This window comes from Nonomuraea sp. NPDC003707, from assembly GCF_053587055.1.
This window is the reverse complement of record NZ_JBSFNK010000040.1, coordinates 1-14,818: the sequence shown is the minus strand read 5'-3', so window position 1 is coordinate 14,818 and position 14,818 is coordinate 1. Positions and strand designations below refer to the sequence as shown.

Here is a 14,818-nt window from a genome sequence, read left to right as displayed (position 1 = left end):
GCCCCTGCCTCCTTACTGTGATCCGATAAGTTCCGGTGACCGACGGCGCGTGCTCACGCATCGTCCGCGGCTGGAGCAGTGGCCGGGGATTCGGCCGGCGGAGACGTTGTCCGGTTGCGGCCGCCCGCCTGGCGGAACGCGGCGAACCTGGCCGCCGAGTCGCGCCCCTCGCGCGCCACCGGCCGGGCCGCCGGCGCCTGCCGCGCCTTCATCGCCTCGGCCAGCGTCTGCCCGCGCTGCCGCCTGGGCAGCAGCTCCTCGCCGGTCGGATGCTCCTCCGCTGGCACGGACTCCGTGGGCGGCGCTGCCTGCGCGGGCACGGCCGGCGGCTGCGCGGCAGCCGTACTGGGCTGCGTGATCAGTACGCGCGGGATCAGCACCACGACCCCGGTGCCGCCGCGGGCCGACGGCCGGAAGCTCACCGTGAGGCCGTACTTGTCGACCAGGCGCCCCACCACCGCGAGGCCCAGCCTGGTGCCGGAGAGCGTGCGCAGGTCGAGCGGCTCGGACACGAGCTTGGTCGCGTGGTGCCGCTCGCGCGGCCGCATGCCGAGGCCGCTGTCGTCGATCGTGATCACCACGCCGGCGTCCTCCTCGTCCGCGTACACGTGCACCTCCGTGCCGTGCGCCGAGAACGTGGCGGCGTTGTCCATCAGCTCGGCCAACGTGTGCATCACGCCTTCCGCGGCGTACCCGGCCACGGCGACGGTGCTGGTGGAATGGAGCCGGATGCGGCGGTAGGCGCCGATGCGGCCCATTGCACCGCGCAGGATGCTCTCCATGACGATCGGCCGCGTCCACCGCCGCCCGGACCGGCCGCCGCTCAGCAGGGCGATGTTGTCGGCCAGGCGGCTGAGCTGGGAGACCCGGTGGTCGAGGTCGAGCAGGTCGCTGAGGATCTCCTCGTGCTCGCCGTACTGCTCCTCCAGGCCGCGCAGCTGGGCGAGCAGGCTGGTCGCCTGGGCCTGCACCCGGGCCGCGGCGCCGGCGCAGGCGGCCATGACCGCGGCGCCCCCGCGCTCACTCTCGCCGAGCTGCTCCGCCGTCTCGCCGAGCAGGTCACGCAGCGGGCCGTACGCGGGCTGGCCCACTTCGGCCAGTGCCGCGCGGACCGACATCCGGTCCGTCCGGATCCGCCGTACGAGCTCCGGCATCGTCTCGGCGGACAGCCGCGAGATCTCGTCCTCCATCGCCTGGCGGGCCGCGCGGGCGTTGGTCTCCGCCACCGCGCGTGCCTTCTGGGCGGCGGCGCGGTCGCGCTGGAGCAGGTCCAGCTCGCTGCCGATCGCCTGGACGAGCGGCTGCACCGAGGTCTCCACGATCCGCGACACGCTGGCGAGCGCGTCGGCGAGCGGCACGCCCTCGCGTACCTGGCGTCCGAGCGCGGGCAGCGCCTCCTCGGCCACCCGCGCGTTCTCGCGGCGCAGCCACAGATAGCGCGCCTCCGCCCACCTGGCCTGCTCGCGCAGCTGGCGGGCGGTGGCGGCGTAGTGCACGGCCGCGCCGGCGGCGCCGGCCAGCAGCAGGGCCGAGCCTCCGCCGACGGCCGCCATCAGCCCCATGGCGCCGGCCGGGGCGGCCAGGATCGCCCACAGCCACAGACCGGCGGTGACGATCAACGTGCCCAGGGAGGCAGTGACCGCCAGCTCCTTCGGGGAGAGCCTTCGCTGTGTCGTCCGTTGAGGTACGTCTGCTTGCATGTTCTGGGAGTCCTCAGAGCGGGGGGTGGTGTGCCCTTTTCACGCATGCGATCGGGAACGGCACACACCGTAGCACCACGGGTATCTCAAGAACAGACAAGCGCTCCTTAACCATTCGCTTCAGCAGCAACCGGGACAAGACCAGGGCCCCAGCCGTTCACCACACGTGGCCGGGGTCCCTTGGGAGAGCTGGCCACTGGGGTCCTTTAGGGGACAGGGGTGGCGTCGGCGGGGTGGGGCGGGTCGCTAGACCTCCTCGGCGACCCCCAGGTACATCACTCCGGGGTTCGACGGGTTGAACGCGATGGAGGTGACCCGGTCGTAGGCGTTGTGGTTGACGGTGACCCGGTTCCGGCGGGCGTCGTACTTGTAGATGTCGGTGCCGGTCGCCGCCCATCCCGTGCCGAAGTCGAAGTACAGCACCCCCGGGTCCGTCGGGTGGGGCGCGAGCAGCGGGCCGTTGGCGAGGGTGACCCCGTCGCCGTGGTCCACGACCGGGGCGAAGCGCCGGCCCCCGTCGAACGAGCGGTAGATGTGCCGCCCGCCGGACGGCGCGCCCCCGTCGGCCTCCCCGATGTCGAGGCCCATCGCGTACACGACGTTGGGGGCGGCCGGGGAGATCGCGGCGCTGAACACGTTGACCTTGCCGCCGTTCTTGCTCAGGCCGGTGGAGGCGGTCCAGGTCCGGCCGCCGTCGAAGGTGACGCGGGCGCCGGTGTCGGAGCCGCCCACCACCACGTGGTTCAGGTCGTACGGGTCGAACACCGCCGTGTAGACCAGCACGAGATCGCCCTGCGCCCAGGCGGGCACCCCGACGGTCCGCCAGGTGCGCCCGCCGTCCCGCGACTCGTGGAGCTGCCCGCGGCCGTCGGAGACCCGCAGGCGGTCGCCGCGGTAGCGGTCGACGCCGAGCCCGGCCACCTCGCCGGCGGGTGAGGTGAGCTGGGTGAGGGCGCCGGACGTGGCGAGGGTGAGGTTGCCGTCGCGGTCCCAGGCGTAGGCCCGGCCGCCGCGGGCCGCGACCAGCTCGGTGTTCCTGCCGTTCACCTTGCCGACCGTCGCCCAGGTGCAGCCCGCGTCCTGCGAGGTCAGCAGCGCGTTGTTCGACATGGCGAGCAGTTCGTCAGGACGGTCGAGGGCGACGAGCCCGGTGGTGTAGACGACCGGCCGCAGCACCTGGCTGGTCGGCGCGATCGTCCTGCCGTCGTTGCGCGTGTACGTCACCGAGCCGTCGCCGTTGACGGTCCCGCAGGCCGGCTGACGCCAGCGGCCGAAGGGCTCGTCGTCCGCGGCGGCGGGCCCGGCGGCCGACAGGACCACAAGCGCGGTCGCGACTCCGATGGTGAATGCCTTCTTCAACACTGCCTCCCCGAACAGGCCGGACTTACGGATCCGTCCTATCGGGCACGGGAGTGCACGGGCTAGGCCGACGAAGGGCGGGTTTGTGACATGGCAGGTATCTGACACACTTGCCGATCATGGATACGGACGAGAACGCGCTCGCCGCCGTCGGGGTGGACGCCGAGGACGAGCGGATCTACCGCGACCTGCTGCGCCGGCCCCGCGCCACGCTGCCCGAGCTGGCCGCGCACACCGGCCGCACCACGGTGGCCCTGCGCCGCGCCTGCTCCCGGCTGGAGGCGCTGGGCCTGGTCAGCCGCATGGCGGGCCGTCCGGTCCGGTTCCTGCCGACCCGGCCCGACGTCGCGGTGGCCGCCCTGATCTCGCGCCGGGAGGAGGGGCTGGCCCAGGCGCGGCTGGCCGCCCTCGCGCTGCTCGCCGAGACGCCGCGTACGGAGAACCAGGCCCCCGAGGAGCTGGTCGAGGTCGTGCAGGGCCAGGCGGCGGTGGTGCAGCGGTTCACGCAACTGCAGCAGACCGCGACCGAGGAGCTCCTGGTGCTGGACCGGCCGCCGTACGCGCAGGACCCCGGCCAGCAGAACGTCGCCGAGATGGACCGCCTCGCGCACGGCCTCCTGGTGCGCGGCATCTACGACGCCGCGGCCCTGGAGATCCCCGGCAAGCTGCGCCTCGCCCAGGAGGCCGTGGCCGCCGGCGAGCAGGCCAGGATCAGCCCCGAGGTCCCCATGAAGCTGGCCATCGCCGACCGGAGGACCGCCATCCTGCCGCTGAGCACGGCCGCGACCTCGCACGCCGACAGCGCGGTCATCGTGCACTCCTCGACGCTGCTCGACGCGCTGGTCACGCTGTTCGAGGTCCTGTGGCGGTCGGCGCTGCCGCTGCCCGCCAAGCCGCTCGCGACGCTCCCCTCCGGCCCGGCCGAGCTGCCCGACCCGGAGCTGTTCACGCTGCTCGCGGCCGGGCTCAAGGACGAGGCGGTCGCGCGCCAGCTCGGCGTGAGCCTGCGGACCGTGCATCGGCGGGTCAGCGAGCTGATGGACCGGCTCGGCGCGCGCACCCGCTTCCAGGCCGGGCTGCTCGCCGCCCGCCGCGGCTGGTGGGGCGCGGACTAGCGGGGGGCGGGGCGCGGGCTTGCGGAGTGGGGCGCGAGCTCGCGGGGGTGGGGCGCGGGCTGGAGGGCGTCGCCGTGGGCCATCAGGTGGGCCGCCGCCAGCGAGCTCCAGGGGCGCCACCGTTCCAGGCAGGCGGCGGGGTCGAGGCCGAGATCGTCGAGTGCGGCGCGGAGAGAGGGGTCGGCCAGGGGGAACGCATCGGGGTGCCCGAGCCGGAAGGCCAGGTCGTGGCGTAGATCGCGATCCGCGTACGGCAGGGCCGCCATCGTGTCCGGGCCCGCGCCGTGACCGAGCGCCTCGTGCTCACCGGCCACGTCGGCGGCGAGCGCCCCGACCACGGACGCCTCCGCCCCGGTCGCGGTCGCCTCCGCCCCGATCATGGACGCCTCCGCGGCGGTCACGGACGCCTCCGTCGCGATCGCGGTCGCCTCCGGGAAGGTGTGCGTGAGGCCGCCCGGCAGCCCGGGCACCCTCGTCCCCAGTGTGGCCACGAGCGCCCCGAGCCGGTCCGCCGTCTCCCCCGGTGTCCTGCCGCGCCCGAGCACGGCCCGTACCCCGACCTCCAAGGCGCTCCAGGCCCCCGGCACGGCGAGCCCCGGACGGGCCCGTACCAGCGGTCCGAGCACCGGATCGGCCGACAGCGCCGCCACCCCCGCCCCGTGGTCGGCCTCCACGCCGAGCAGCCGCGTGACCTGCCCCACCACGTGGATCAGCCCCTCCCAGTACGGCAGGTGGGCCCGCAGCAGCAGGTGTCCCTCGCCGCCCGGCGACACCTCCAGCACCCCGGGCGCGCCGTCCACGGTGATCGTGCGCCGATAGGTGTCGCCGTCCACCTCCTCGACCCCCGGCACGGCCCGTACGGCGAGGAAGTCCCGCACGGCGGCCCAGTCGTAGCCGGGCACGAACGGCAGCCGCAGCACCAGCCCGCCGTCGGCCACCAGCCGGTCGGCGCGCCGCCGCCGCTCGCGCAGGTCGGACGGCGCGGCGCGGAACACCTCCCGCATGGTCCGGTTGAACTGCCGCAGGCTCCCGAACCCCGAGGCGAAGGCCACGTCGAGCACCGTCAGCTCGGAGTCGTCCAGGAGCCGCCGGGCGAAGTGCGCCCGCCGCGAACGCGCGAGCTGGTCGGGCGTCGCGCCCAGGTGCCTGAGGAACAGCCGGCGCAGGTGCCGCGGCGACATGCCGATGCGCGCCGCCAGCGCCGCCTCGGTGCCGCCGTCCAGCACGCCGTCGATGATCAGCTGCCACGCCCGGCACACCAGCTCGGGCGCGCCGGCCTCGATCGAGGCCGCCACCCGGTACGGCCGGCAGCGCAGGCACGCCCGGAACCCCGCGGCCTCGGCGGCGGCCGGGTGCTCGTACGTGCGCGTGTTGCGGAGCAACGGCTTGGCTCCGCAACCAGGCCGGCAGTAGATGCCGGTGGTGACGACGGCGGAGTACGTGGTCATGTCCTAGATGTACGTCATGCGTGCGTGGCCTGGAGGCGGCTGGAGAAGTTGACGCTGATCCGGACCCCGGCCGGAGCCGTCTGCTTGGGCACGCAGTGCCGCCAGTCGCGCTGGCAGCGCCCGCCCATCACCACCAGATCCCCACCGGCCGGCGTCAGCGCGACGCTGCGCCCGCCGGTCCTCGGCTTGAGCAGGAACCGCCGGGTCGCCCCGAGGCTGAGCACCGGGACCACGCACTCGTCGCGCCTGCACGTCTGCCAGTCGCCGTGCCACCCGGTGCTGTCGCGGTGGTCGCGGTAGAGGTTCACCCAGAGCCCGTCGTACGGGACGCCGTAATGCTCCGACAGCGCGGCGGTGATCGCGAGGAGCAGGGGCTCGGGCACCTCGGCCAGGTCGGTGTACTCGGCGGTGAGCCGCGGCTCGACGTACTTCTTGTCGAACATCCACCGGTCGCGCTGCTCCCAGCCGGCCTTCGCCAGCAGCGAGTCGAGCAGGTGCCGGCTGCCGCGCAGCCAGCCGGGGACGTGCTCGACCCATGAGGTGGCGTCGAGCCGGATGCGGCGCGCGCCGGCGAACGTGGGATCGAACCCCGGCTCCTCCACGGCCGGGTCCGTCTCCAGGAAGAGCGGCGGTTGCAAGGTGAACCTCCCGATGTCGCGTACCCGCAACATGGTGCGCGCGAGCCCGGGGGCAAGTCCGGCCACATCCGGACAACGTCTGGCCGGGCCCGGCCTAGCTCCCGAACCCGGTGCGCCAGGTGGCATGCCGCGGCCGCCACCCGAGCGAGCGGGCGAGGCCGTTGTCGGCGCCGCGCTGCCAGCCGGCCCGCCCGTCGGTGGGAGCGGGGGCGGGAGCCCCGACGGCGGCGGCCAGCGCGGGCAGCCACTCGCGAGCGGGGGCGGGCTCGTCGTCCACGATGTTGACGGTCCCGCTCGGCCAGCGCAGCGCGGCGACGGTCGCCTCGGCCGCGTCCTCGACGTGCACGAACGAGCTGACCGCGGCGTCGGCGGCCAGGCCGCTGAGGAAGACCGAGGCCGGGTCGCCGGTGGGGCCGCCGTTGCGCAGCACGTCCGCCACGAGGCCGCCGGGCCGGTACCACGTGCCGGGTCCGTAGAAGAGCCCGTAGCGCAGCACGACGTGCTCGTCCAGCTCCGCGACGGCCTCTTCGAGCGCCCGGACGCCGCCGACCACGCCCGAGCGCGGCGCGGGCGCGGTCACGTCCAGCGGCGTGTCCTCCGTGGCCGGGGCGTCGCCCGCCTCGTACGCCCAGGCGATGGACTGGGCGACGATGCGGCGCACGCCGGCCCGCTTGGCGGCGTCGACCAGGTTGCGGGTGCCGATCCTGCGGATGCGGCCGTTGTCGGCGGGGGTGCCGCCGTTCAGCGCGGTCAGCTGGTGGACGATCGCGTCGGGCGCGGCCTCGGCCACCGCGCGGGCGACCGCCTCGGCGTCGAAGACGTCCAGCCGTACGGCGCCGGCGCCCTGGGCGCGCAGCCGGTCGAGGCCGGAGTCGGTACGGGAGCTGCCCGTGACGCGGTGACCGGCCTCGACCAGCAGGGGGACGAGGTAACGGCCGATGGCGCCGGCGGCACCGGCGACGAAGACGTGCATGCGGAGGTTTCCTTGCGTTGGGCGGCGTGGGCGGTCGGGCGGATCGACGCTCGCACGGCCAGGCTAGGAGACAACTGTCCCAGTATTATGGTCCAGTCATCGGCCGGAAAATTGGACCATTTACATGACCGACGCGCTCGGGCCCGAGCTCCTGCTGGAGTTGCCCGGCTGGGGTTCTCGTGGCAGGGCGCTGGAGGAGGCGCTGCGGTCCGCGATCCGCGGCGGGCGGCTCGTGGCCGGCACGCGCCTGCCGTCGAGCCGCGATCTCGCCTCCCAGCTGGGGCTGTCGCGGGGGACCGTGACGCAGGCGTACGAGCAGCTGGTGGCCGAGGGCTGGCTGACGGCGCGGCAGGGCTCGGGCACCCGCGTGGCGGCGGGCACCGCGGAGGCCCCGGCTCGTTCCGGGAGGTCGGCAGGCTCGGCGGAGGCCACCGCGTCGGGGCGCTACGACCTGCGGCCCGGGCGGCCGGACGCGTACGCGTTCCCCCGCGAGGCGTGGGCCCGGGCGATGCGGCACGTCCTCCGGGAGGCGCCGACCGAGGTGTTCGGGTTCGGCGACCCGCGGGGGCGCATCGAGCTGCGTACGGCGCTGGCGTCGTATCTCGGCCGGACCCGCGGCGTCCGGGTCGATCCCGCCAACCTGATCGTCTGCTCCGGGTACACGCAGGCGCTCGGCCTGCTGGCGGAGGTCTTCACCGAGCTTGGCGTGCGTACGGCGGGCATGGAGGACCCGGCCATCGGCGACCACGTCCGCCTCCTGGCCGGCCGGCTGCGCGTCGCCGCCGTCCCCGTGGACGCGGCGGGCCTGCGCGTGGACGCGCTGCGCGACTCGGGCGCCGAGGTGGCCGTCTGCACGCCGGCGCACCAGTTTCCGCTGGGTGTGAGCATGGCGCCGGAGCGCCGCTCCGAGCTGCTGGAATGGGCGGACGACAGCCTCGGCTGGATCGTCGAGGACGACTACGACGGCGAGTTTCGCTATGACCGGCATCCGATCGCCGCGCTCCAGTCACGCCGCCCGTCCAGGATCGTGTACGCGGGCTCGACCAGCAAGACCATCGGCCCCGCCGTCCGGCTGGGCTGGATCGCCTGCCCACCGCTGCTGCTGGAGCCGCTCACGGAGGCCAAGCGGCGGGCGCGCGAGACCCGGCCCCTGGAGCAGCTGGCCCTCGCGCGCATGATCGAGCTGGGCGACTACGACCGCCACCTGCGCACGATGCGCCGCGGCTACCAGCGGCGCCGGGACACGCTGGTCGCCGCCGTGCGATCCGGCCTGCCGGACGTCCGGGTACGCGGCATCGACGCCGGCCTGCACGCCCTGCTCGAACTGCCCTCCGCGCCGTCGGAGCGGGCCGTCGTGGAGGCGGCGCGGGCGGCCTCGGTCGACGTGCACCCGCTGGGCGAGTACATGCGCGGCGACCGCGACCGGCACCCGCCGTCGCTGGTCGTCGGGTACGCCACGCCGCCGGCCCACTCCTACCCCGCCGCGCTCGACGCGCTGATCCGCGGCCTGCGCCGGCTCTGACCGGAACCCCGCGTTCGCCTGACTCGTTTTCTCATCAGAACGGGGTTCCCGGGGGAAAGGCGGACATGGTCACGAGTGAGCGGCGGCTGAGAAGGCGCGCCCGTCGGCAGGCGGGCAGGTTCGTGTCGGTGCCTCCGGAGAAGCGCCGGCGCCTGACCCAGCGGCAGCGCCGGCGGATGGCGCACCAGGCCAGGGCGGACGCCGCGCAGCGCCGCTCGGTGTGGCGGGAGTGGGGACCGGTCACGGCGATCACGCTGGCCGTCTTCGAGCTGATCTACTTCTTCCTGGTCGCCGACATGATCGGGGGGACGAGCGTCGCCGGTGTGATCGTGACGGGCGCCATCGGCTGCGTCACGGTCTGCTCCAGATTCGTGCAGGAATATGCGACGTGGAACAGGGCCGATTCCAGGGCCGTCCCGTTCCTCGTCGTGGCCGTGGTCTCGGTGGCCGTGACGCTGGTCGCCGTGGGCGCCGAGACGCTGTCGAAGATGCTCTGAACCCGTCTCATACGAACGTGTTTTCGAGTAAACTGCCGGCATGCCGAACCCGCTGGCCCTCAGCCTGGAGAGCGCGCGACGCCTGGCAGTGACGTGCCAGCACCTGGCCGGCCCGCGCCCCGGCGGCGGCCTCGACGGGCTGCGGCAGGTGCTGCGCACGCTACGGTGCCTGCAGCTCGACCCGATCGACGCGGTGGCCCGCAGCCACTTCCTGGTGCTCTGGAGCAGGCTCGGCGACTACGACCGCGCCGACCTCGACACGCTGCTGTGGCAGGAGCGCTGGCTCTTCGAATACTGGGCGCACGCCGCGTCGATCGTGCTGGCGGAGGACTATCCGATCCACCACGTCATGATGCGCGGCTATGCGACGGGCGAGTCCCCGCACGCGCAGCGGGTGCGCGGCTGGATGGAGGCCAACGACGGGCTGCGGCGGCACGTCCTCGACCGCTTACGCACGGCCGGTCCGCTGCCGCCGGGAGCGTTCGACGACCTCACGAGCGTGCCCTGGCAGTCGAGCGGGTGGACCAACGGCCGCAGCGTCGAGCGGATGCTCGACTTCCTGTGGTTCCAGGGCAACATCATGGTGGCCGGCCGGGCGGGCCGCACCCGCCACTGGGACCTGGCCGAGCGCTGGCTGCCCGCCTGGGCCGACGCCACGCCGCTGCCCCGGCGGGAGGCGGTCTCACTGGCGGCCGAGCACGCGCTGCGCGCCCTCGGCGTGGCCCGGGTGGCCGACATCGAGCGCCACTTCATCCGCGACCGCTATCCCGAGCTCCCCGAGGTCCTGGACGAGCTCCAGCGCTCCGGCCGCGTGGTGCCCGCCGAGGTCGAGGGCGGCACCGAGCGCTGGCACGTGCACCGTGACGTCCTCGGGCTGCTGGAGCGCGAGTGGCTGCCGCGCACCACGCTGCTGTCGCCGTTCGACAACCTCATCTGCGATCGGGCGCGCACCGAGCGGCTGTGGGGCTTCGAGTTCCGTACGGAGATGTACGTGCCCAAGCACAAGCGGCTCTACGGCTACTACATCATGCCGATCCTGCACGGCGAGCGGCTCATCGGGCGGCTGGTGCCCCGCTTCGACCGGCGCAAGCAGGTGCTGGAGATCGAGGGCCTGTTCCCGGAGCCCGGCCTCCCGGGCGACGAGGTCTCCGTCCGGGCCGTCGGGGCGGCGGTGACCGAGCTGGCCGCGTTCACGGGGGCTCGCGAGGTCGCCTACGCGGCCACCGTACCGGCGCCCTGGCGGGCCGCCTCGGGCTGAGCTGGGGCATCGCGCATCCCCGTTCGATTCCCTCGATCGCGGGCAAGTAGGGCATGCTAAAGATCCGTCAGCATCCGCCCCCGCATCACCAGGAAAGCCGTAGTCATCCACCCCGTCACCGCCCGCAGCCCCCGGCGATGGATCCGCACAGGACGTCTGACCAGCGACGACGTCTCCCAGCCCATCGCCCGCGCGACGGTGCCGTGTCACCCCGAAACCCCGCTCAGCGCGGCGATCACGCCTTTACCCTGCTGTGATCACATATAGCAATCTCATGACTACTTTTCGTTAATCGGCGGTTGCGAGACTCATCGAAAAGCTTGAGGGAGGTCCCCTATGCCGTACCTGACCCAGCTGGCCGACGTCGCCCGCCGCACAGGATTCCCCGTGACCGAAGTGGCCGGGTGGCAGACCCGCGGCCACGGCCCGCAGCCCCAGGTGCAGGGCGTCGTGTGCCACCACACCGCGGGCCCCGCCGGCGGCGGCGACTACCCGTCGCTCGCGGTGGTCCGCGACGGCCGCCCCGGCCTCGACGGGCCGCTGTCCCAGTTCGGGCTCGGGAGATCCGGCCACATCTACGTCATCGCCGCCGGGCGTTGCTGGCACAACGCCCCTTCGACGTCGACGATGCACACCAACTCCGCCTCCCTCGGCATCGAGGCGGAGAACGACGGCACCCAGCCCTGGCCCGACGTCCAGAAGGACGCGTACATCCGGCTGTGCGCGGAGTTGTGCCGCGAGTTCGGGCTGCCCGCCTCGCGCGTGAAGGCGCACCGGGAGGTCAACACCTCCAAGCCTGACCCGCACTCCATCGACATGAACGACTTCCGGGCGGCCGTCGCCGCCCTCATCCAAGGCGCCCCCGCGCCTGACCCATCGTCCTGGACGGAGGAGATCGTGAAGCAACTGCCTATGGTCCGGCCGGGTGACGACAGCTTTGACGTCAAGACCGTCAGAGGCTGCCTGTTCGCCCGGGGCCGAGTCCCCATGTCCGCTTACGCGCAGGTGGGGCTGGAGGACTGGCTCAAGTCCACCCGCTGCGACCCGGGGCTGGTCGAGCTGGTCCGCGGTTTCCAGCAGGCGGAGGGCATCGGCGCGGACGGCGTCGTCGGCCCGAAGACCTGGCCGTCCCTGCTCCGCGTCTGACCCCGCGACACCCCTGCCCCACCCAACGGTCCGGGCCCCGACGCCCAGGACCCTCACGGCAATCGTCCTGACGGCAGGGCCCGGCGGCGGGTGCGCCCGCCGTCGGTCAGCCGGATACCTTTGGCGTGGCTCGCATCCCGACGTAGCACACCGGGGTCCCGTCGGGCAGGGTCGAGAAGACGACGGGCATGTAGTCCTCGCTGAACGAAGCCCCGATGCCCGAGGCCGCGAACACCGTCTCCGAGACCGGGGTCAGATCTGCCTCCAGCGGCGGCGACAGGTCCTTCATGCCGTCGACGAACTCGTACCGGATCCGGCTCGGGCTGACGGTGATGACGACGCCCTCGCGCTTGTACGTGCCCACGAACGGTGTCATGTCCACCGCGATCGGCTCCGCCGGCGGGCCGAACGGGTCCGGCATGCGTACCCCGGCCAGCTCGGCCAGCAGCTCGCGGAACAGGGCGGCGTACACCTGCCGGGCCCCGCCCCCGTTGGTCATGAGCGCGACGGCCACGCCGGCCTGCGGGACGACACGCAGGTAGGCGTACTGGCCGATGGCGGCGCCGTCGTGGCCGTAGCCGAAAACGCCGTCCCAGTCGTAAAGAGTCCAGCCCAGGCCCCAGCCGTCCGCGCTGACAGTCCACTTGTCCGGGACGTCCACCTCGCGCCGCTGCATGGCCGCCACCGCGTCCGCGGGCATCACGCGCGTGCCGTCGGGGGCCAGGCCGCCGGCCAGGTGCATCTGAGCGAAGCGGACGAGGTCGCCGGACGAGGTGATGATCCGCCCGTACGGGCCGGCCGAGCGCGGCATCATGTCCCAGACGGGCGCCGGGTCGGGGTCCTGGCCCGGCTCCCCCAGGTGGCTCATCGCCGCGCGGAACCGGAGCGCCTCCTCCGGCAGCGTCATGGAGCGTTCGAGCCCGAGCGGCGTGAACACCAGGTCCCGCAGCGCCTCGTCCCAGGTCTTGCCGGTCAGCACCTCGACGAGGCGGCCGAGCACGACGTAGCCGAGGCCGCCGTAGGAGACGGCCGTGCCGGGCCGGCAGTCCAGGGCCACGCCCCGGGCCGCCTCGACGTACTTGGCCAGGCAGTCGTCGCCCCGGCCCGAGTCATGATTGAAGTCGTTGGTGACCCCGCCGGTGTGGCTGAGCAGCTGCCGGACGGTGATCACCTTGGTGGCCTCCTCGTCGGGAGTGGCGAACTCCGGCAGCACGTCCACCACCCGGGCGTCCAGGTCCAGCCTGCCTTCACCGACGAGCCGCATGACCAGCGTCGCGGTGTGGACCTTGGCGATCGAGCCGGACAGGAACACCGAGTCGGGGGTCGTCGGCACGCCGGTCGCGCGGTTCAGCACGCCGGTGGCCAACTCGTGGATGTTCCCGCCGGTCAGCACGGCCAGGGTCGCGCCGGGCACGTGGTGGGCGGCGCACAGCTCGTCGAGCCGCCGCTGCCAGTGCTCGACGTAGAAGCCGCGGCCGGTCGAGTCCAGCGTGCCCCAGTCGCCGGTGGCGTTCCAGTTCAGGTTCATGATCATTCTCCTTAGATCGAGGCGGTCTTCTTGGGCATCACCAGCAGGGCCAGTACGGCGGCCGCCACCACGCCGGCGGCGCTGATGAGGAAGGCGGACGACATGGCCGTGGTGAAGGCGTCGCGGGCGGCGGCCGCGATCCCGGCGTCGCCGAGGCCGAGCGCGCTCCCGATCGAGAGGCGGGCCGCCGCCGGCGCGGTCGCGGGCATGGCCGCGGTGTAGGCGCTGGCGAGCACGCTGCCCAGGACGGCGATGCCGAGGGCGGCGCCGGCCTGCTGGATGGTGTCGTTCAGTGCCGAGCCGACGCCGGCGTGCTCGGCCGGGATCGTGCCCATGAGGGCGGAGACAGCGGCGGGCATGGCCAGGCCGCCGCCGGCTCCCATGAGGAGCAGCGAAACGGCCGCGGTGGCCAGGCCGCTCGACGTGTCAAGGGTGCTCAGCAGCGCGAACCCACCGGCGCTCACGGCGAACCCGGTGACGATCAGCCGACGGTTGCCGATCCGCGCGCCGAGGGTCGCGCCGAGGGTGTTGCAGGCCAGGGAGGCGACGGCCATCGGGATGAAGGCCAGGCCCGACTCGGTGGGCGTGTAGCCGAGGACGTACTGCAGGTACTGGGTGAGCACCAGCAGCAGGCCGCCGTTGCCGATCTGGACCAGGGTGAGCGAGAAGCTGCCGCCGCTGAAGGTGCGGTTGCGGAACAGGCGGAGCGGGACCATGGGGTGCGGCGTACGCAGCTCCCAGATCACGAACCCGGCGAGCCCGACGACCGCCACGGCCAGCGCCGGCACGGACAGGCCGTGCGGCAGCTCGATGATCGTCCAGACCAGCGCCGACATGCCGGCCACCGACAGCACGGCTCCGATCGGGTCGGGCTTGGTCTGCGGACCCTTGGACTCGGGCATGAGCACCAGCGAGGCGACGATGGCCAGCGCCGCGATCGGCACGTTGATCAGGAAGACGGCGCCCCACCAGAACCAGGCGATCAGCGCGCCGCCCAGCACCGGGCCGCCGACCAGGCCGACCATGGCGACCGCGCTCCAGGCGGCCATCGCCTTGCGCCTCTCCTGCTCGTCGAACACGGTGATCAGGATCGACAGGGTGCTCGGCATGATGAGCGCGCCGCCGATGCCCATCACCGTGCGGGCGGCGATCAGCGTCACCGGATCGGCGGCGTAGGCGGCCGCCAGCGAGGCCATCCCGAACAGGGCCAGCCCGATGACCATGACCCTGCGCCTGCCGAACCGGTCGGACAGGCTGCCCGCCGTCAGCAGCAACCCGGCGAAGACCAGGATGTACGAGTCCAGGATCCACTGGATGTCCTGCGCACTCGCTCCCAGGTCGGCGGTCAGCGGCGGGATCGCCACCGAGAGCACCATGTTGTCGATCACCAGCACGAGCGTGCTGAGACACAGCACCACCAGGATCAGCCAGCGGCGCGAATCACGTGCTTGCATCAGACTCTCCCAGACCGCGAGTACGTCGTCCTCGTTATGCGAACACTGTACGCACAAGGGAGTGGCGTACGCAACCGAGGCGGGCCCGCGCGCCGGGCGCGGCGCGCCCCCGGGCCACAGGCCACCCGAAGAAAACGAAAGAGCAGCGCGGGTATTACGGTTGGGGGGTGTGGGTGTTTT

The 14,818-nt window shown here is 73.3% G+C and carries 12 protein-coding genes; 5 read left to right on the top strand and 7 right to left on the bottom strand.

Annotation, left to right across the window (positions count from 1 at the left end; genetic code table 11):
- Positions 1 to 53 precede the first annotated feature (53 nt).
- Together ACWDRB_RS55720 and ACWDRB_RS55715 are read right to left on the bottom strand one after the other, a co-directional pair.
- Positions 54 to 1,700, bottom strand: a complete 1,647-nt coding sequence (locus tag ACWDRB_RS55720; RefSeq protein WP_449908903.1) for a sensor histidine kinase — start codon at positions 1,698 to 1,700, stop codon at positions 54 to 56.
- 246 nt (positions 1,701 to 1,946) lie between these two features.
- Positions 1,947 to 3,059, bottom strand: a complete 1,113-nt coding sequence (locus ACWDRB_RS55715; RefSeq protein WP_449908900.1) for a WD40/YVTN/BNR-like repeat-containing protein — start codon at positions 3,057 to 3,059, stop codon at positions 1,947 to 1,949.
- A 119-nt stretch (positions 3,060 to 3,178) separates the two neighbouring features.
- Between ACWDRB_RS55715 and ACWDRB_RS55710 the strand changes: the two genes are divergently transcribed.
- Positions 3,179 to 4,174, top strand: coding sequence for a helix-turn-helix transcriptional regulator (locus ACWDRB_RS55710; protein ID WP_363978179.1), 996 nt, complete (start codon positions 3,179 to 3,181; stop codon positions 4,172 to 4,174).
- On the opposite strand, the gene ACWDRB_RS55705 is transcribed toward ACWDRB_RS55710, so the two are convergent.
- From ACWDRB_RS55705 to ACWDRB_RS55695, 3 genes are read right to left on the bottom strand one after another with little or no spacing between them, the layout of a single operon-like run.
- Positions 4,171 to 5,622 (bottom strand): AlkA N-terminal domain-containing protein, encoded by a 1,452-nt coding sequence (locus tag ACWDRB_RS55705; RefSeq protein WP_449908897.1) that lies wholly within the window; start codon positions 5,620 to 5,622, stop codon positions 4,171 to 4,173. The two genes, ACWDRB_RS55710 and ACWDRB_RS55705, sit on opposite strands and share 4 nt — an antisense overlap.
- Positions 5,623 to 5,636: 14 nt before the next feature.
- Positions 5,637 to 6,326: an alpha-ketoglutarate-dependent dioxygenase AlkB gene (locus tag ACWDRB_RS55700; protein WP_449908894.1), complete on the bottom strand. Its 690-nt coding sequence runs from the start codon at positions 6,324 to 6,326 to the stop codon at positions 5,637 to 5,639.
- 28 nt (positions 6,327 to 6,354) lie between these two features.
- Positions 6,355 to 7,233, bottom strand: coding sequence for an NAD-dependent epimerase/dehydratase family protein (locus ACWDRB_RS55695; RefSeq protein ID WP_449908892.1), 879 nt, complete (start codon positions 7,231 to 7,233; stop codon positions 6,355 to 6,357).
- 124 nt (positions 7,234 to 7,357) lie between these two features.
- On the opposite strand from ACWDRB_RS55695, the gene pdxR reads away from it, so the two are divergent.
- The 4 genes from pdxR to ACWDRB_RS55675 all read left to right on the top strand — a co-directional run bounded on the left by pdxR (position 7,358) and on the right by ACWDRB_RS55675 (position 11,656).
- Positions 7,358 to 8,755 (top strand): MocR-like pyridoxine biosynthesis transcription factor PdxR, encoded by a 1,398-nt coding sequence (pdxR, locus tag ACWDRB_RS55690; protein WP_449908889.1) that lies wholly within the window; start codon positions 7,358 to 7,360, stop codon positions 8,753 to 8,755.
- Between the two features lie 65 nt (positions 8,756 to 8,820).
- Complete coding sequence (locus tag ACWDRB_RS55685) at positions 8,821 to 9,252, top strand: hypothetical protein (RefSeq protein ID WP_449908886.1); 432 nt, start codon at positions 8,821 to 8,823, stop codon at positions 9,250 to 9,252.
- Positions 9,253 to 9,292: 40 nt separating this feature from the next.
- On the top strand, positions 9,293 to 10,510 hold the full coding sequence (locus ACWDRB_RS55680) for a winged helix-turn-helix domain-containing protein (RefSeq protein WP_449908884.1): 1,218 nt from the start codon (positions 9,293 to 9,295) through the stop codon (positions 10,508 to 10,510).
- A 336-nt stretch (positions 10,511 to 10,846) separates the two neighbouring features.
- The gene (locus ACWDRB_RS55675) at positions 10,847 to 11,656 is read left to right on the top strand and encodes an N-acetylmuramoyl-L-alanine amidase (RefSeq protein WP_449908881.1); all 810 of its coding nucleotides are present in this window, start codon (positions 10,847 to 10,849) and stop codon (positions 11,654 to 11,656) included.
- Positions 11,657 to 11,762: 106 nt separating this feature from the next.
- Here the strand turns inward: ACWDRB_RS55675 and ACWDRB_RS55670 are convergent, their stop codons facing one another.
- Together ACWDRB_RS55670 and ACWDRB_RS55665 are read right to left on the bottom strand one after the other, a co-directional pair.
- Positions 11,763 to 13,184, bottom strand: a complete 1,422-nt coding sequence (locus ACWDRB_RS55670) for a serine hydrolase domain-containing protein (protein ID WP_449908879.1) — start codon at positions 13,182 to 13,184, stop codon at positions 11,763 to 11,765.
- Positions 13,185 to 13,195: 11 nt separating this feature from the next.
- Positions 13,196 to 14,638, bottom strand: coding sequence for an MFS transporter (locus ACWDRB_RS55665; protein ID WP_449908876.1), 1,443 nt, complete (start codon positions 14,636 to 14,638; stop codon positions 13,196 to 13,198).
- Positions 14,639 to 14,818: the final 180 nt, after the last annotated feature.